The sequence below is a fragment of the Algoriphagus sp. genome (assembly GCF_029254265.1).
GTDB lineage: Bacteria > Bacteroidota > Bacteroidia > Cytophagales > Cyclobacteriaceae > Algoriphagus.
Window position 1 is genome coordinate 17018 of the sequence record NZ_JAQWXX010000098.1, and the last position, 18282, is coordinate 35299.

An 18282-nucleotide genomic window follows, 5' to 3' on the forward strand; every position below is an offset into this window, starting at 1 on the left:
AAGATATAAACCCAAATAAAAATGAATAGTAAACCGAAAGACTGGGTCTTTACTGACCCCAGATTGCAGGACCTCAGGCAGGAATACGATGCTTATACTGCCGAGGATTTTAAAGTTTGGAAAATTCTCTTCGAGCGACAAATGCCAAATCTTCCCAAAGCAGCTTGCAAGGCCTATTTGGAAGGGGTGGACATTGTAAAGTTTAATGCAGATGAGATCGCTAACTTTGAGAAACTGAACAAAATTTTGGCCGAAACAACCGGTTGGGAAGTTCAAGTAGTTCCAGGTTTGATCGACGATGATTTGTTCTTTGGATTGTTGAATAATAAGCGTTTTCCTTCTTCGACTTGGCTTCGCAAAATGGAACAGCTCGATTACTTGGAGGAGCCGGATATGTTTCACGATGCCTTTGCGCATATGCCGCTTTTGACAAATCCGCATTACACTGGATTTTTGGAGAAGATTTCCGGCATTGCACTCAAACATATCAAGGATCCTTACGCCATCAATATTCTAAGCAGGATTTATTGGTTTACGATTGAGTTTGGATTGATTCGAGAAGATGGGGAATTGAAAATCTACGGCGCTGGAATTTTAAGTTCGGCAGGAGAGACGAAGTTTAGCCTTTCGGAGGAACCCTTGCATCTTCCCTATGACGTTCGGACGATTATGAATCAAAGCTATTGGAAAGACAAATTCCAGGATCGTTATTTTATTGTGGAGAGCTTGGAGCAGCTTTTTGATTCACTTCCTGAAATAGAAAAGGTGTTGGAGGAGATGCTTTTGGAGAAAAAAATAGAAAATTAAATTGACTGAAGACCGAAGACCGGTGACCGAAGAAGCTAACTTCCGTCTTCCATCTTCCGTCTTCCGTCTTCTTTTATGAAAATAGCAGTAATCAAATATAATTCTGGAAATGTGCAATCCGTCCTTTACGCTTTAGAGCGTTTGGGAGCGGATGCCGTATTGACTGATGATCCGGATCAAATCCGGGCGGCAGATAAGGTGATTTTTCCAGGACAGGGGGAAGCGAGCACGGCGATGAAGTATCTCAAATCCCGAAAACTTGACAGTCTGATTAAGGAGCTAAAACAGCCTTTCTTGGGTGTTTGCCTGGGTTTGCAGTTGCTTTGTGAACATTCGGAGGAAAACGATACCGAATGCCTAGGAGTCTTTCCTGTGAAAGTTAAAAAGTTTATTCCCGAGAATTCTCAAGAATTTAAGGTTCCTCATGTAGGCTGGAATGAACTTGAAAACTTGGTGGATAACCCGCTTTTGAAGGATCTTTCAGCCAATCCTTTTGTGTATTATGTGCATAGTTTCTTTGCGGAATTGGCGCCGGAAACCATTGCCAGTACGCATTACATTCATGATTTCTCAGCGATGCTTCATCGGGATAATTACTACGCCATTCAGGCCCACCCAGAGAAAAGTGGCTTGGTCGGGGAGAAGTTATTGTCAAATTTCCTCAGCATTTGATCCAATATATTTACGAAATACGATTTTAGATTTACGAGATCTTTCTCAGAGTTGTGCTGTTTGATTCTCTTTGACTTTATAACCTTACAACTTTCCGACTCTAATTTTCCAATATTTCAATTTTCAAATCTTTCAATTTTCCAATTGATGTATATCATTCCAGCAATCGACCTTATAGGAGGCAAATGCGTCCGACTCAGCCAAGGAGACTATTCCAGTAAAAAAGAATACCATGATGATCCCGTCGAGATGGCGAAGCGCTTTGAAGGAGCAGGAATTTCTCGACTTCACTTGGTTGATCTCGATGGGGCAAAAGCTAAGAAGATTATCAATGGAGCTGTTTTGGAGGGGATTTGTAGTCAAACCAGTTTGACCGTGGACTTTGGTGGAGGAATTCAAGCAAATGAAGAAATTGAAAAGGCGTTTGAATTGGGAGCAAGCCAAGTAACTGGAGGAAGTATAGCGGTGAAGAATCTATCGCTTTTTCAAGAGTGGATCAAAAGCTATGGTGCCGAGCGGATTATTTTGGGAGCTGATGCCAAGGATCGAAAGATCGCTGTCGGAGGTTGGGAAGAGACCACTAAAGTGGATTTAATTCCATTTATTAAAGACTATGTGGCAAAAGGAATCAGCTATGTGATCTGTACGGATGTCGCTAAAGACGGCTTGCTTCAGGGTCCATCTACGGATTTATACAAAGAAATTTTGGAAGAAATTCCTGGCGTAAAATTGATTGCGAGTGGTGGAGTTTCTTCAATGAAAGATTTAGAAGAGTTGGAAAGAGCAGGGGTTTATGGTGCGATTGTAGGTAAGGCGTATTATGAGGGCAGGGTGACGCTTGAGGAATTAGCATCTTTCACTCCCTGAAATATGCTTCGCGAAATAGTGTTGAAATACGCTACGCGAAATATTTCTATTTATATCTCCCTGATTTTTCAGGATTTATTTCAATTGTATTTTGAGAAAAAATAATGTTAACCAAAAGAATCATTCCCTGCCTAGATATCAAAGATGGCCGCACGGTCAAAGGAGTCAACTTTGTGGAGCTGCGCGATGCAGGCGATCCAGTGGAATTGGCAAAAATCTACTCTGACGAGGGAGCGGATGAATTGGTGTTTCTTGACATCACTGCGACCGTGGACAAGCGTAAAACTTTAGCGGAACTCGTCACGAAAGTGGCGAAAGCGATCAATATTCCTTTTACTGTAGGTGGAGGAATTTCTACGATCGAGGATGTGAAGGTTTTACTTAATGCGGGTGCCGATAAGATTTCCATTAATTCTGCAGCTGTACATAACCCGCAAATCATTAATGAGATGGCAGCCGAGTTTGGTTCACAGTGTGTGGTCGTGGCAATTGATACCCGAAGTGTAGATGGGATTGACTTTGTTCATACGCATGGAGGAAGGAAAGCTACCTTGCTTCGAACTCAGGCTTGGGCTCAAGAGGTTTGTGATCGGGGTGCCGGAGAGATTTTGTTGACATCCATGGACCATGATGGAACTAAGGCAGGTTTTGCAAATGAGATCTTGGCGGAGATTTCATCCATGCTAAGTATTCCGGTGATAGCTTCAGGAGGAGCTGGAAATATGGCCCATTTCAAAGATGTGTTTACCTTCGGGAAAGCGGATGCTGCTTTGGCAGCTAGTATTTTCCATTTCAAGGAAATTCCAATTCCAAGTTTGAAGAGCTATTTGGATGAGGAAGGGATTTCGATAAGAAAATAAATAGAAATACAGTTGAAATAAACCCCGATAAATCGGGGTGAAATATATGGAGATATTTCGCGAAGCATGTTTCTACTTTATTTCAATTGTATTTCAATAAAATATAAACAATGAATATAGATTTTAAGAAAATGGACGGCTTAGTGCCAGCAATCGTACAAGATGCGATAAGTGGCAAAGTCTTGATGCAAGGCTATATGAATGAGGCGGCATTGGCAAAAACCAAAGAAACTGGGAAAGTCACTTTCTATAGCAGGAGTAAAGAACGGCTTTGGACAAAAGGAGAAACCTCGGGGAACTTCATGGAGCTAGTCAGTATGGCTGGAGACTGTGATGGGGATTCTATTCTAATTCAAGCAAACCCACTTGGACCTGTTTGCCATACTGGATCAGATACATGTTTTGATGAAGTCAATTCCTCAAAAACAGGTTTTATTGATCAGCTCCGAACCATTATCAAAGACCGAAAAAACAATCCTTCAGATCAATCTTACACGGCATCTCTTTTTGCTAAAGGCATCAATAAGATCGCGCAAAAAGTAGGGGAAGAAGCAATAGAAATTGTAATAGAAGCTAAAGATGATAACAAAGACTTATTTCTGGGCGAAGCCGCAGATTTAATGTTTCACTATCTGGTTCTCTTAGAGGCAAAAGGATATGAATTGGATGAAGTAATGGAGGTGTTGATTGAACGTCATAAAAAATAGATTGCTATTTAAACAGTCAAAAAAAATCCCGACTTCTTAAAAAAGTCGGGATTTTTTCGTTTTAGTAAGCGGGGAATTCTTGTTGAAGCCCTTTGAAGGCATCAATCATTTCCCATTTAGGCTTGAAGTAAGTATTTGCCATTCGGCCACTTACAGTACCATTTTGAATATATTGAAGAGCTGCTCCCAGTCTCAGGTCTCGAGAATCTCCCCAATTGAATTGCGGGGAATCACCGACGGAGAAGTCTGCCGGAAATCCATCAAAATATTCTGCTTTGCCTTGGGAATTTGCTGTCGCAAAAGTGATTGGTACCAATTCTACATTGTTTTCTACCAGCGTTCTATTGTATCTGGAAAGAGGAAAAGAACCTACTGGTTTACCGAAAGTGTTGTCACCGATCAACACCAAATCCATGTAAGGATCCAAGCTATTGATGACTAATTCTGATGCTGAAGCTGAGCCTCTAGAAGTAATAAAGACAATCCGACTCAAATTCAAAGTCCCAATTTTATTAAAATTTTCAGTTGTTTGAAGGGAGGTTTTAAGCGAATTCAACTTATTAGTGTACATCAGCTTATTACTGTTCGAAGCTTGAATAAGGTTATTCATGATTTGCTCTGCTACAGCTACGGAACCGCCTCCATTATATCTCAAGTCAATAATCAATTCGTTAATTCCTCCTGCCTGAAAAAACTCCATTGAACTTTTGACCTCATTACTACTGGTTGGAGAAAGTCCTGCAGTAGCCTTGAAACTTTGATAAACCCAATAACCGACTTTCTTAGCACCGACTTCTAGGATTTCCTGATGGAGGACAGAATTGGATTGATATTCTGCCTTAACATTGGTTCGTGTGGTAGTACTCCCGTCAGGAAGTTTGAACGTAAAAGTGTTAGAAATTCCCGGATCAGAAGTGCCCAGTTTAAAGTCATAGCCACCAGAGGCAGTTTTGTATTCGGGAATAGATTTTCCATTGATTCCGATAATTTCCCAGCCCCGTTGCCAGCCATCTTTTCCGGCAGGAGCTTCACTGAATACGAAACTGAGATAGAGCTTTTCCTCTGAATCAAAAGCAAATCCAAATCCGTGTCCAGCATTTCTTCCTACAAATGAATTATTGAATGCTTCTTGGGTGGTGAGGTAAGAAAATCTATCTAATGGCTTAAATGTAATGGCATCTAAATAGGTTTCATTGGAATCGAAACTAGAGGCATCAGGCGCAACTGGAAGCTCGTTGTTCCAGAAATACCACTCTTCCATTGATTTATAGATTGCGTCTTTTACAACGTCGGCCGTTGGGTTTGGAACTGGATCTTCCTTTGGATCACATGCCCAAAAGCTTATCAACACTAAACCTAAAATCCACTTCACTTGCTTCATATTCGATGATTGATTGTGTAGGAGGTACTTACGAAGAAAGACTGGTAAAGGGTTTGTTAGATCGCAATATCATAAACCTTTACAGTGCTCCACATAGTAGAATATTTCTCAATAAATTCCAAATGAAGTGGATCTGATTGATAGGCAAGCTGATCTTCTAAGCTGTCGAAAAATATAGTGCAGGAGACTTGGAAGCTATGATCCACCACTTCACGATCTTCAGTTGCAGCCGGTACACCAGCAATGAATTTCCCAACATTTTTACATCTTCCGAGCATAGGAAAAGCTTCTGTTAAAAATTCCTGTGTGTTGTTTTTATCGTGAAGCCAGAAATAGACCTGATGAATCATTTTTTGCTTTGCCATATCGTTTGCTATTGTGGAGATTGGAAGGAGGGAAGCAGCACCTGCTACTCCTATTGTTTTAATAAAATTTCTTCTTGATTTCATTTGAATTTAGTTTTCCAGCGAAAGTCTGGAGTTGTCCAAAGATAAAAAAATCCCTCAAACTTTCGTCTGAGGGATTTTTCATAATCTTAAGTCAAGTGACTTGTTTCTAAGATCTAATTAAGAATCTTTCTTAGCCATTCTGGTTCGCTCACCTTCGTCCAAATAGATTTTTCGCATCCGCATGGATTTTGGAGTGATCTCCAAATACTCATCTTTCTGGATGTATTCCATAGACTCTTCTAGGGAGAATTTCTTAGCAGGAATGATTCGAACGTTATCATCAGACCCTGAAGCTCTCATGTTAGTTAATTTCTTTCCTTTCTGCACGTTCACTACGATATCATTGTCACGGGAGTTTTCACCGATTACCTGACCAGCATAAAGCTCATCTCCTGGATCCACGAAGAAAGTTCCTCTGTCCTGAAGTTTGTCAATTGCATAAGCTGTACACTGACCACCTTCCATAGAAATCAATGAACCGTTTACTCGACCTGGGATAGGGCCTTTGAAAGGCTCATAGGATGTAAATCTGTGGTTCATGATCGCCTCACCCTGAGTCGCGGTAAGCATGTTGTTTCTTAGTCCGATCAAACCTCTGGAAGGAATGCTGAACTCCAAATGCTGTAAATCGCCTTTAGGCTCCATGATTAACAATTCACCTTTTCGCTGAGTAGCCAATTCGATAACTTTTCCTGCAGTCTCCTGAGGTACATCTACTACCAAAGTTTCAATAGGCTCGCATTTTACTCCGTCGATCTCTCTGAAGATCACTTGTGGCTGGCCTACCTGAAGTTCGTATCCTTCTCTTCGCATTGTCTCGATTAAGATAGACAAGTGAAGAATACCACGTCCATAAACCAAGAATTTATCTTCAGAATCCGTTGGTTCCACGCGTAGCGCAAGATTTTTCTCTGTTTCTTTCATCAATCGGTCTCTCAAGTGACGTGAAGTCACAAATTTTCCTTCTTTACCGAAGAATGGAGAGTTATTGATTGTGAAGAGCATATTCATGGTTGGCTCGTCAATTGAAATTCTTGGAAGCGCTTCCTGATTTTCTACATCAGAAATAGTATCTCCAATTTCAAAATCTTCAATCCCTGTTACGGCACAAATATCACCTGCTAATACTTCTTCAACTCTAAATTTGCCAAGACCTTCAAAAACGTGAAGTTCTTTTACTTTCATTTTTTTAACCGAACCATCTGCTTTCATCAAAGCGATTTGCTGGCCTTCTTTGATCGTTCCTCTTTTCACTCGACCGATCGCGATACGACCTACGAAGCTGGAATAATCCAAAGAAGTGATTTGCATCTGAAGTGTTCCTTCGTCGATTTTTGGAGCGGGAATGTGTTCCAAGATTGCATCTAAAAGTGGGATGATGGAATCAGTTGGGTTTTTCCAATCCGGACCCATCCAGTTCTGCTTAGCAGAACCGTAAAGCGTTTGGAAGTTTAATTGATCTTCCGTAGCGTCTAGGTTAAACATCAAGTCAAATACAGACTCATGTACTTCGTCAGGACGACAGTTTTCTTTATCTACCTTATTTACTACTACGATAGGAGTCAAACCCAAATCCAGGGCCTTACCTAATACGAATCGAGTTTGAGGCATTGGGCCTTCAAATGCATCCACCAAAAGGATTACACCATCGGCCATTTTCAAAACACGCTCCACTTCACCACCGAAATCGGCGTGACCAGGCGTGTCAATAATATTGATTTTAGCGTCTTTGTAGCGTACAGATACGTTTTTAGAAAGGATAGTGATTCCTCTCTCTCGCTCCAAATCGTTGCTGTCCAAGATCAAATCATCAAATTGTTGATTCTCTCTGAAGATTTTAGAAGCGTGAATGATTTTATCCACGAGTGTAGTCTTGCCGTGGTCAACGTGTGCGATAATCGCGATATTCCGAATATTTAACATGCTTTGCTTATTGAGGCTGCAAAAGTACGAATAAAATTTTGGAGTAAGGTTATCGAATTGTAAAGTCTGAGGTTAAAAGTCTGAAATACCGTTAATTGAAAACAATTTCAGAATTAGTTTAGGTTTTTGAAAATTCCATTTTAAAAAGGATTTATCCTTTATAGATCACTTGGAGCTTTTTAGTTTCAGCAATGGATCGTTGAAGTACCCTTGGGATAAAGAATGTGGATAGGAAAGAAAGCAGAATTGTAAGGAGGGCGATACTCATAAATATTCCTTCTGGAGTGAATTCAAAGGTGAAAACTGAGGTGTCCAAATACCTCAATGCGAAAAAATTTGGTTGAATAAAGAAATTTAAAAACAACAGAAAATTATTTGTGCTTCGAAAAGCCACGTAATTCTTATAGCGTTTCTGCTCTTTATGATAGTTAATAATTATAAAAATAAGCCCCACAAAAAAGAAAATCACTGCCCAAATGGGAAAGGTCAATTCGTAGCCAAATGGCCGCGTATACATGCTAAGCCAGTAAAGAATAAAAGCGATTCCCACCGGAAATACAATTCTATAAGTGGTAAAGGGCTTTTTGAATTCCTCCCAGAAGAAACCTCGATAGCGTCTTTCAATACTTTTGGTGTAAGACTCAGCCAAATCAGAAAACCCAAAAATCCCGAATTCACTATGCACTTTTCGAAAAGCATCATCTAGGGAAAGTTTGGGATTCTCCTCAAGCATCACTTCTACTTTGCAGGCCACATGATCCAAGATCTCATATTGCAGATCGATCTCCGGATAGCCTTTGTAGGAGATTAGCTTTTTGAGGGTAGTGATTTGGTCTGTGGTGAGTTTCATTTTCTAAATCGTTTGGTAGATTTTTTCTAATTTTTTGGTGTCCTGAAGTGATTTCTTGAAAACTGCGGGAAGTGCAGTTAAGATATAGAACCCAATAAAAACGAATACTACCGCTACAAACTGGCAAAATCCCAAATTGCGGGGTTCCAGCAAATTTACAATACCTATAATTCTATATCCCTGAATCATAAATTGAAGGGGTAGATATCCAAACATCAAGATAGATTGGTTGCCACGCCAAGAGGCATAGTTTTTATATTTTTTGAAATCTCTGCCAAAAGCAAAATACCACCAGAGGATAAATAAAACTAAAAACATAATCATTATTATTCCAAATTGAATTTCTGCAATTCCGAAAGATGCCTCCATCTCATATGCAAACTGGAAATAACAAAAAGTCAAAATCAATGGAATCAGAATTTTGAGGCTTAAACTCATTGATTTTAATTCCCCCCAGAAATATTTTCTCAAGCGGGTTTCAATGACTTTTTTATAAGATTCCTCTACTTCAAGAAACCCGAAAATCCCAAAGGAAGCATGTACTTTTTGGAATGCATCCTCGATTTTTAGCCCAGGCTCTTTTTCCAATAGCTCTTCAACCTTGCAGGCCACATGATCCAAGATCTCATATTGCACATCGATCTCCGAATAGCCTTTGTAGGAGATTAGCTTTTTGAGGGTGGTGATTTGATCTTTGGTCAGTTTCATCTTATTATAATTTGATTTTTATAGGTCATATGGAATGCCCTGGATAATCATTCCCCTGTGTGAGAACTTTTCTCATGGGCATTTCATGTGTTTATAGTTTACTTTTCAATTGTCACATGGAATCTCGCAGAATTGATAATCATTCTAGTCTGGATCGCAAAAGACTTGCTCGATTTCATGTGGTTTGGACTTTAGTGATTCGTGTTGCTAATACCCTAAACCCGGCAGTCAGCAAAAGGCAAAACCAGAAAGTAATGCCATATAATAAGGTCTGATCCGAAAGACCAGTCCACTGAAGCCATTCTAATCGGAGGAAATATTGACTGAGGCTCCCCATTAGAAATAGGGTATTTCCTGCTGACATCACTTGCGAGTTTCTCAAGAGGCGCGTACTAAATAATCCTAGTATCGCCAGCAAAGTAATTGCGATCATCATGGAGACTTTGAGTAAAGTCTCTGAATACGCTGGATTTTGGGCTGCGAAAAGATTCATGAATCCTACGATCACAACGGTCATCAGGAGCACTTTAAATAAAATCCGGAAGTTGAGCATCTCTTTGAAAATGCTTTTCAGCATTCCCAGGTGAGTATGAAGCAAAATTTCCCGTTGGAACTTTGCTTCATTAAAATCCTTGAGCTGATTTTTCATTGCTTGCTCAAAAGTCACCCCTTCTTTCATGTCCCCTTCAATAGCGCTAGCTCGGTGATCAAGTAATTCGAAGCGGATATCCTCGTAGTAAATGCTCCCTTTGGAGATCGTGTTTTGGATTTGGATGATTTGATCACTTGAGAGTTTCATTAATTCCTTGAGAGTTTAATTTTTGTCACTTGATGATCGAGTACTACTTTGATTAAGGAAAGGCCATAGAGTAACAATAACACAAAAGCAATATTGCTAACAGTGAAGAACTGTGAGCCTGAGTAAAGACGGTCAAAATTTACTTTATCGATCCCTATGAAAGCATATGGAAATATTCCAAGAAAGAAGGAAAACCTAGAATAAAGTACATGTGAAAAAGAATTGGTAGTTTTTCCTTCCCAAGGATTTAGACTAAAGTTGAGTGCGGACCGGTGTTTTAAATACAGAAGAATAATTCCTGAAAAGCCAACTATTCCTACCCATGAGATAAAGGCAAAAGTACCAAGCCAGTAACTAATCGAAATAGATATTGCCAAGATGATAAATAGCAAAATTAAACTCGTTCCTTTTAGATTCCAGATTTTTAGCGTCTCAAGTTGCATTTTGTTGAGTTGTTGGTTGGAGGCTTTCCGACGGATTTTATCCATTCTTTTCACGACTGACCAGGCAAAATCTTCATTTAGTTTTGCGATGATTTTAGGAGAATCTTCCGCTAACGTATTTTCAAGAGCAAAACAGTAATGATCAAAAATCTCCTCATAGACTTCTGAATAGCGTATTTGCATACTTTTTAGTCTTGTATGAATCCACTCAAGTTCAATTGGAAGAAGCTTTCTCATATCAGTGCGGTTTTAGATTTGATTTTCCAGACTTCCAAAAGTGAAAGCGTATAAAGTATCAATAGCACCGTAATCATCCCTGCAATGACTGGCGAAAACTTTACGAATTCCAGATTAGGGAATACTATTTTCGGGAGATATACTAAAACTTGGGCCAACAATACTGGCAAATAAATTCGATCTGAGATAGGTCGGGCTAGGGCGGAGTAGATTGGTATGCCTATTCCCTTGAAGGTTTTTTTGATGGGTCTGAGTTTTTTAAAGTTTTGATAATCGAAAGCGATGCTAACAACAACCAATAAAATCAAGGGTGATAATAATAGGATTCCAAGTTCTTGTTCACTTCTTGTCTGAGAGGAAACGTAAAATACAAGTGCCAAGATCCCTGCTAAAAACAGCCATCTGGAGCCACAGAAATACTTTTGGATTACTATCCACTGGGTTTTGGCTATGTCATCTTTGGCTTCCTTGTTGAATTTTGACTGCAAGGCATGACAATATCCATAGGTAAACTTCTGATCCAATTCGAATAACTCTTTGCTGAACTGTTCCTCAGAAAACTCCTGAAGATGGCTAATATAGTGATCGTAGATCTCCATCAGAATCTCTGCTGAAGAAATCTCTTTGCGCATAATGCTTTTTTGAACCTCGGTTAATTCACTCGCTGATAAAACTCTTTCTTCCATTAGATACCCAGTTTTGGTTCTACGCCTGGATTTAAGATTCGCTGCAGATTCTCCACGAATGCATGCAGTTCAGACATTTTGGTAGCGGTCTCTGTTTTTCCTGACTTAGTTAAGCTGTAATATTTCCTTACTCGATTGTCCACTTGTTCTATTTCCGTGGATAATAATCCTTCAGCCTCCAGTTTGTGCAAAGCAGGGTAGAGCGCTCCTTCGGTAATCTTAATTTCACCAGCAGTTAGCTCTTTTACTTTCTGGGTGATTTCATAACCATACATGCGCTCGTTCTCTTCCAGAAGTTTGAGGATAATGGTTTGAAGACTTCCTTTGATCAGATTATTGTTTGACATTGCTTTGGTGTTTACCTAATGAGCACTAATATATTTAAAAATTATATACATAAGAAATAGAGGTATTAAAAATTTTGGGTCGAGAATGGGGGAGTGGGAGAATGGAGAATAGGAGAATGGAGATTTTGAGGAAAGCGATACTAGTACTCTTTTGCCAAGAGGAGGAAGCTAAGGTGATTTCTCCTTGGGTTTTTAGCATTTTAAATGTCCTCTTTCGCAATCTTGGATTGCCACTCCATTAAGAGTGGTAAAGCTGCAGATCCATACCATTCCTTCATTTCCATTTTCAAAATTCCGGCTTGGATGGAAGGGTCAGATTCGGTCAGACTTTCTGCTTCAGCAACAGTTTCAACATTGAAAAAAAACAGTCCTCGGAGTTCCTCATTTCCGAAAAAAGGACCAGCTAAAACAAGCTTCCCTTCAGTCGCCAATCGAGTAATATTTGCCAAGTGTCCTTTCTGAAATTCCGCACGTTCTTCGGCTGAATATTCCGCAGTTCGATCTCCTCGATATAGGAAAGCAATTACATATTTTTTCATACCATACTCATCTGCTCCCAGCTGTTTTGCAAGTTCAGGATCATAGGGCTTTTGAGCGTTGCAGATCAAAGTTGAACTAAGAAGGATAAATAGAAGAAGTAGAAAATTTTTCATAGTGTGGGGAATTTTATTTACAGAATAGGGAAGAATCTGAATTGTCAAGAAAGTCTAATTTAAAAAAAACATAATAAGGATTGGTACTATTTTAGGTCAATAATATTGAGAAATTGGATCGAAGGAAAAGGTGAAATTCAGCTCTATTTTTTCTGAGATATCAGTCTGTTGAAAAGGAGGCAAATCGAACTATTTTTCATGATTAAATTTATAAAGACTTTAATAATTTTTATAGATCTACCGGCTCAGTATTTCTTACTAATTTTCATCCCTAAAGCTACATTTAACTTGGAAAATTATTCCCGTTTAAAGTAGGAGAGGAGAGGACTAATTACTTTTGTTTTTTTACTTAAATTTTTAATAGTTATGATTTTTTTTCCAGTCCAAATTAGATTTTTGATGAGTGTTTTCTCAGGATTTCATCAAATAAAGCCAATTTTTTAATTCAAAGCTATTTCCATCAGCAGTCTGAAAATTGGAAATATGTTCCCTATAAATCACTTTATTAAAATATTATTAAAATATTGATTTAAAAGGGTATAAGTATCTTTTAGGGTTAGCAAAATAAGTTAAGGCTAAAAATTTTAGATAAAGCTAAAAAAAAGTAAAATCTGTACTTTTACTCTTAAATCAGAATTTTATTCATTCAAATGATCAAATCAAAAAAAAACAAACCGGATAAAGAATGAATAACAAAAATTGCAATAACCGCACCAAATGAAAAAGATGAGTTTGGCTTACTTTCTATTTGAATTTGAATAGTGGGAAAAGGAATGTGCAATCTATTTAATTGAAAAAAAAGTGATGCAAAAAGTTGATTTAACTAAGCTCAGAAAATGCTGTTTTCATTGATCATTCAGCATGGATTTATGACTTGAATTTTGATTTAATTTTATGCTGTACTTACCCTTTTTTGGAGTTTATATTTCACGAAAAAGGACATTTTTTTTTGGCTTCAAACTGTTTTCTTTTTTTACATTTTTTTCGGATCCAAAGGACTAGGCATATGAATTGATCTATTTAAAATTCATATTCGAAAAAGCAATTTCAAGAATACAAATTGGCATCTTCATTATCTTTTTTTTGAAAAATATATGGCTGAGGCTTTTGAATATTTTCCGTATTTTTGAGCCATCAAAATTATACAATGAGCGAAAAAGAAGACGACAGAAAACCCTTCCTATCCAAAAAGTTTGATAAGTTTTTTACTGGCTTAGCGAATGCTTGGAGTTTCGTGCGAAGATTTTTCAGTGAGGTATTTATACCTCCCTATGAGTTCAAAGAAATAATCCATCAGTGTTACAGAATAGGAGTAGAATCCCTGCCCTTGATTTCATTGACAGGATTTATTGTTGGACTGGTATTTACCAATCAATCGAGGCCTTCCCTGTCTGAATTTGGTGCAGCATCTTGGTTGCCTTCTTTGATTTCAATTGCGGTAGTTAGAGCAATGGGACCTTTGGTGACAGCCTTGATCGCAGCAGGAAAAGTAGGGTCAAGTATAGGAGCGGAAATTGGTTCGATGAAAGTGACTGAGCAGATCGATGCCATGGAAGTATCGGCAACAAATCCCTTCAATTTCCTCGTGGTTTCCAGAGTTCTTGCCACTACTTTAATGATTCCTCTTCTGGTGATGTACACGGATTTTGTAGCCTTGATGGGTTCATTTCTTAGTGTCAATGCCAATGAGATGGTCAGTATGTCAACCTTCTTTGTACAGGTTTTTGAATCGATTACCTTTTTGGACATCTTTTCATCTGTGATGAAATCGATTCTTTTCGGTTTCACCATTGGAATTGTAGGCTGTTATAAAGGTTATAATTCTTCTAAAGGAACTGAAGGTGTGGGTCAAGCTGCGAACTCCGCAGTTGTTATTTCGATGTTTTTGATTTTCATTGAGGAGTTGCTCTCACTTCAAATTGTAAATGCCATTCGTGGAATGTAAGCTATGGAAGAGAAAGTCGTAGAAATTAAAGGCCTCAAAAAGTCATTCGGAGATTTGAAAGTTCTTCAGGGAGTGGATTTAGATTTGCATAAAGGTGAAAATCTTGTTGTACTTGGTAAGTCTGGTTCTGGTAAGTCAGTTCTAATCAAAATAATGGTCGGACTATTGCGTCAGGATGCTGGAATGATGAAAGTGCTTGGGCAAGAAGTATCCACATTAAATACAAAGGCCCTTAATGCTCTTCGTTTGAAAATTGGTTTTTCCTTCCAGAACTCAGCACTTTACGATAGTATGACTGTTCGGGAAAATATGGAATTTCCCCTTGTACGAAATGTGAAAAACCTTACGAGGGGAGAAATTACCAAAAAAATTGAGGGGCTTTTGGATAGCGTGGGTTTACCTCAATCTATTAATCAAATGCCTTCTGAGCTTTCCGGAGGTCAAAAAAAACGAATTGGGGTAGCAAGAACATTGATTCTAAATCCAGAAATCATGCTCTACGATGAGCCTACGGCTGGTCTGGACCCGATTACTTGTAGCGAAATCAATAATCTCATCCTAGAGGTGAAAGAGCGCTTTAATACCTCTTCCATTGTCATCACGCACGATTTGACCTGTGCAAAAGATACTGGTGATCGGATGGCAGTATTGTTGGATGGTCAGTTTAAGGCCATGGGTACATTTGAAGAAGTATTTACGCATGCAGATGATCAGCGTGTCAAATCATTTTACGATTATAATTTTATTCATTCATGAAAAGTGAAAATAAACGATCAGTCATAGTTGGCATATTTGTTTTTTTAGGCATTGCCATTTTGGTCATAGGTATTCTTACTCTTGGAGGGCAGCAAAAGAAATTTGTAAAAGCCATCCATTTGAAAGCAGTTTTCGATGATATCGGAGGTTTGCAAACAGGGAATAACATTTGGTTTTCAGGGGTAAAGATTGGAACAGTACGGAAAATCAATTTTTACGGAGATTCTCAGGTGGAAATTGAAATGAATGTGGAAGAGGCTGTAGTTGAATTTATCCGAAAGGATTCTAAAGCAACTATCAGCTCTGATGGACTGATCGGTAATAAAATTATCGTCATCTATGGAGGGACCACTTTGGCGCCACCAGTACAAGATGGAGATCGATTGGAGTCAGTGATGCCTCTTGATACCGATAAAATGATGGAAACCCTTCAGGTAAACAATGAAAACTTGGTGGAAATCACAGCTGATTTGAAAACCTTAACTTCTAAATTGGCGGCTGGTGAAGGAATAGTAGGAGCTGTAATGACAGACTCTGTACTTGCACAGAACTTCAAATCCATTTTAGTAAACTTGGAAAGAGCTTCAGTCAATAGTAATAGAATGCTCGCTGATCTGAACAAGTTTACGACTAAGTTGAATCAGGAAGGCAACTTATTCAATGAATTGGTGACTGATACTACGATCGTTACCGAAATCAAATCAACTATGTCGAGCTTGAAGACTTCTGCTGAAAATACGGAAAAGCTTACCAATGATTTGAATACGATAACAGAAAAGTTTAACTCAAAAGATAATGCCATTGGCGTATTCTTGAATGATCAGCAATTTGCAGAAGATTTGAGAAGCACATTGGTGAATACGGATTCAGCAACTTACAATTTGAATAAAGGTCTGGAAGCTTTGCCGTATACATGGCCATTCCGCAAAGGATTCAAGCGTAAGGCAAAAGAAGAAGCCAATTCTGATAATTGAATCTGAATTATCCTCCTTATTACTCAGCCCGCGATTTATCTTTTCGCGGGCTTCTTTTTTGTATTTATTAAGATGGAATCCATGATGTCAATTTTATTCTTCAAAAGAAAAAGTAATTCAGGAATCAAACCAAATTTTAATCTCTTTCATCCATTGAGATAAATCTTATTTTTGTGTCTCAAACCTTTTCAACCAACCTATGAAATCCATTAATCCGGCGACCACCCCAGCTTGGGAAAGACTTACTTTACTGGCTGAAAAATATAAAGACCTTCAGATTCTCTCCCTTTTCGAAGAAAGAGAACGGTTTGAACGGTACAGCATCGAGTTAGAAGATATGCTTGTGGATTACTCCAAAAACAGAGTAAATGATGAGATACTAGAAGCTCTAAGAGATTTGGCGGAAGAAACCAAGCTGACAGATGCGATCAAAAGCATGTTTGAAGGCGAGCCGATCAACCAAACTGAAGGAAGAGCAGTTCTTCATACCGCACTTCGAAATCGAGGTGGACATGCCGTGTACCAAGATGGTCAAGATGTCATGCCTGAGATAAACGCTGTTTTGGCTCAGATGAAGAAATTTGCAGACCAAGTAAATAGTGGAAAATGGCTTGGATACTCTGGTAAACCAATTAAATCTCTGGTGAACATCGGAATTGGGGGTTCGGATCTCGGGCCAGTGATGGTGACAGAAGCCTTAAAGCCTTATCAAGCTGCTAATCTTGAGATTTTCTTTGTATCCAATGTGGATGGAACGCATATCGCTGAAACATTGAAAAATGTCGATCCAGAAACTACTTTGTTTTTTATCGCATCAAAGACTTTCACCACTCAAGAAACCATGACTAATGCTCATACGGCACGGAATTGGTTTTTGAGGCATTCAAAAGATGAGGCGGCAGTTGCTAAACATTTCGTAGCGCTTTCTACCAATTTGAAAGGCGTTGAGGCATTCGGTATTGATCCCCAGAATATGTTTGCATTTTGGGATTGGGTAGGTGGCCGTTATTCGCTTTGGTCTGCAATTGGACTTTCAATTGCTTGTACGATCGGCTTTTCAAATTTCGAAAAGCTACTCGCTGGTGCGCATACAATGGACGAGCACTTTAGACATTCTCAATTCAATCGAAATATCCCAGTCATATTGGCTTTGATAGGGATTTGGAATACGAATTTCCTTGGAGCTACTTCCGAGGCGATCCTTCCATATGATCAATATCTTCATCGCTTTGCGGCATATTTTCAACAGGGAAATATGGAAAGCAATGGGAAATATGTAAACCGATCCGGTGAAAAGGTCAATTATACGACAGGCCCAATTATTTGGGGGGAGCCAGGGACTAACGGTCAGCATGCCTTCTATCAATTGATTCATCAGGGTACACATCTAATTCCTTGTGATTTTATTGCTCCGGCTATCTCACACAATCCAATAGGAGACCATCACCAAAAGTTGCTGTCGAATTTCTTTGCCCAAACGGAAGCCTTGATGAAAGGCAAATCACCTCATCAGGTCCGGGATGAGATGAATAAAGCTGGTAAATCCGTTGAGGAGATAGATCGCATTGCTCCACACCGGGTCTTTGAAGGCAATAGACCAACCAATTCTATTTTGATTAAAATGATAACACCTTATACACTTGGGATGCTGATAGCTATGTATGAGCATAAGATTTTTGTACAGGGTGCGATTTGGGATATATTCAGCTTTGATCAGTGGGGAGTTGAATTAGGAAAAGTTTTAGCCAATGGAATTCTACCTGAGTTGGCTGATCAAAAGCAGGTCACTACGCATGATGGTTCCACCAATGGATTGATCAATGCGTATAAGAAAATGAGGTAATTTAATGAGGCCACTGGAGAAATTCAGTGGCTTTTTTTAATCACAAGGATGATGGGAATTAATCGTTGTACAGGCGCAGATCCAGATTTTTCAGGCTTAGTAGCTTTATTGGATCAATACTTGGCCGAAAAAGATGGCCGGGAGCATGATTTTTACAATCAATACAATGGAATCTCTGACATAAAGCATGCAGTGGTAATTTATTCGGAGGGAAAGCCCATTGCCTGTGGTGCGATCAAGGAGTTTGCACCTGAAGAAATGTATCCATCCGACGAACCCATATTTGAATTTAAGAGGTTTTAGGTAAGGCTGTATTCTTTCCAGTTTGATGGAAGCAGTTGGTAGAGGTCTTTTTGTTTGTGGCTTTGGATTCTT

The 18282-nt window shown here is 39.0% G+C and carries 20 protein-coding genes; 10 read left to right on the forward strand and 10 right to left on the reverse strand.

Going from position 1 to position 18282, the window contains the following annotated elements; all coding sequences use genetic code 11:
• Positions 1–21 precede the first annotated feature (21 nt).
• The 5 genes from P8O16_RS14915 to hisIE all read left to right on the forward strand — a co-directional run bounded on the left by P8O16_RS14915 (position 22) and on the right by hisIE (position 3913).
• Entirely contained in the window at positions 22–807 is a 786-nt protein-coding gene (locus tag P8O16_RS14915) for a phenylalanine 4-monooxygenase (protein ID WP_300316238.1), read from the forward strand.
• Positions 808–882: 75 nt separating this feature from the next.
• Positions 883–1479 (forward strand): imidazole glycerol phosphate synthase subunit HisH, encoded by a 597-nt coding sequence (hisH, locus tag P8O16_RS14920; RefSeq protein ID WP_300316239.1) that lies wholly within the window; start codon positions 883–885, stop codon positions 1477–1479.
• A 147-nt stretch (positions 1480–1626) separates the two neighbouring features.
• Positions 1627–2346, forward strand: coding sequence for a 1-(5-phosphoribosyl)-5-[(5-phosphoribosylamino)methylideneamino]imidazole-4-carboxamide isomerase (hisA, locus tag P8O16_RS14925; protein ID WP_300316240.1), 720 nt, complete (start codon positions 1627–1629; stop codon positions 2344–2346).
• 104 nt (positions 2347–2450) lie between these two features.
• The gene (gene hisF / locus P8O16_RS14930) at positions 2451–3206 is read left to right on the forward strand and encodes an imidazole glycerol phosphate synthase subunit HisF (RefSeq protein WP_300316241.1); all 756 of its coding nucleotides are present in this window, start codon (positions 2451–2453) and stop codon (positions 3204–3206) included.
• A 110-nt stretch (positions 3207–3316) separates the two neighbouring features.
• Positions 3317–3913: a bifunctional phosphoribosyl-AMP cyclohydrolase/phosphoribosyl-ATP diphosphatase HisIE gene (hisIE, locus tag P8O16_RS14935; RefSeq protein WP_300316242.1), complete on the forward strand. Its 597-nt coding sequence runs from the start codon at positions 3317–3319 to the stop codon at positions 3911–3913.
• Positions 3914–3974: 61 nt separating this feature from the next.
• Here the strand turns inward: hisIE and P8O16_RS14940 are convergent, their stop codons facing one another.
• The 10 genes from P8O16_RS14940 to P8O16_RS14985 form a co-directional block, all read right to left on the reverse strand.
• Positions 3975–5294, reverse strand: a complete 1320-nt coding sequence (locus tag P8O16_RS14940) for a S41 family peptidase (RefSeq protein ID WP_300316243.1) — start codon at positions 5292–5294, stop codon at positions 3975–3977.
• Positions 5295–5350: 56 nt separating this feature from the next.
• On the reverse strand, positions 5351–5743 hold the full coding sequence (locus P8O16_RS14945) for a Dabb family protein (RefSeq protein WP_300316244.1): 393 nt from the start codon (positions 5741–5743) through the stop codon (positions 5351–5353).
• 117 nt (positions 5744–5860) lie between these two features.
• Positions 5861–7666, reverse strand: a complete 1806-nt coding sequence (typA, locus tag P8O16_RS14950; protein WP_300316245.1) for a translational GTPase TypA — start codon at positions 7664–7666, stop codon at positions 5861–5863.
• A 151-nt stretch (positions 7667–7817) separates the two neighbouring features.
• Entirely contained in the window at positions 7818–8516 is a 699-nt protein-coding gene (locus tag P8O16_RS14955; RefSeq protein WP_300316246.1) for a hypothetical protein, read from the reverse strand.
• Positions 8517–8519: 3 nt separating this feature from the next.
• Positions 8520–9224 (reverse strand): hypothetical protein, encoded by a 705-nt coding sequence (locus P8O16_RS14960; RefSeq protein ID WP_300316247.1) that lies wholly within the window; start codon positions 9222–9224, stop codon positions 8520–8522.
• Positions 9225–9399: 175 nt separating this feature from the next.
• On the reverse strand, positions 9400–10023 hold the full coding sequence (locus tag P8O16_RS14965) for a hypothetical protein (RefSeq protein WP_300316248.1): 624 nt from the start codon (positions 10021–10023) through the stop codon (positions 9400–9402).
• Entirely contained in the window at positions 10023–10703 is a 681-nt protein-coding gene (locus P8O16_RS14970; protein WP_300316249.1) for a hypothetical protein, read from the reverse strand. Before P8O16_RS14970 ends, P8O16_RS14965 begins: the two co-directional genes overlap by 1 nt.
• Complete coding sequence (locus P8O16_RS14975; RefSeq protein WP_300316250.1) at positions 10700–11389, reverse strand: hypothetical protein; 690 nt, start codon at positions 11387–11389, stop codon at positions 10700–10702. Before P8O16_RS14975 ends, P8O16_RS14970 begins: the two co-directional genes overlap by 4 nt.
• Entirely contained in the window at positions 11389–11736 is a 348-nt protein-coding gene (locus tag P8O16_RS14980) for a PadR family transcriptional regulator (protein ID WP_075349533.1), read from the reverse strand. Before P8O16_RS14980 ends, P8O16_RS14975 begins: the two co-directional genes overlap by 1 nt.
• A gap of 200 nt (positions 11737–11936) precedes the next feature.
• Positions 11937–12389, reverse strand: a complete 453-nt coding sequence (locus P8O16_RS14985) for a YciI family protein (protein ID WP_300316251.1) — start codon at positions 12387–12389, stop codon at positions 11937–11939.
• 1147 nt (positions 12390–13536) lie between these two features.
• On the opposite strand from P8O16_RS14985, the gene P8O16_RS14990 reads away from it, so the two are divergent.
• From P8O16_RS14990 to P8O16_RS15010, 5 genes are all read left to right on the forward strand, one after another.
• Entirely contained in the window at positions 13537–14334 is a 798-nt protein-coding gene (locus P8O16_RS14990) for an ABC transporter permease (protein ID WP_300316252.1), read from the forward strand.
• A 3-nt stretch (positions 14335–14337) separates the two neighbouring features.
• Positions 14338–15090, forward strand: a complete 753-nt coding sequence (locus P8O16_RS14995) for an ABC transporter ATP-binding protein (RefSeq protein ID WP_300316253.1) — start codon at positions 14338–14340, stop codon at positions 15088–15090.
• Positions 15087–16064 (forward strand): MlaD family protein, encoded by a 978-nt coding sequence (locus P8O16_RS15000; protein WP_300316254.1) that lies wholly within the window; start codon positions 15087–15089, stop codon positions 16062–16064. The genes P8O16_RS14995 and P8O16_RS15000 overlap by 4 nt, the downstream gene beginning before the upstream one ends.
• Positions 16065–16263: 199 nt before the next feature.
• Positions 16264–17907: a glucose-6-phosphate isomerase gene (gene pgi / locus P8O16_RS15005; RefSeq protein WP_300316255.1), complete on the forward strand. Its 1644-nt coding sequence runs from the start codon at positions 16264–16266 to the stop codon at positions 17905–17907.
• Positions 17908–17955: 48 nt separating this feature from the next.
• The gene (locus tag P8O16_RS15010) at positions 17956–18210 is read left to right on the forward strand and encodes a hypothetical protein (protein ID WP_300316256.1); all 255 of its coding nucleotides are present in this window, start codon (positions 17956–17958) and stop codon (positions 18208–18210) included.
• Positions 18211–18282 lie beyond the last annotated feature (72 nt).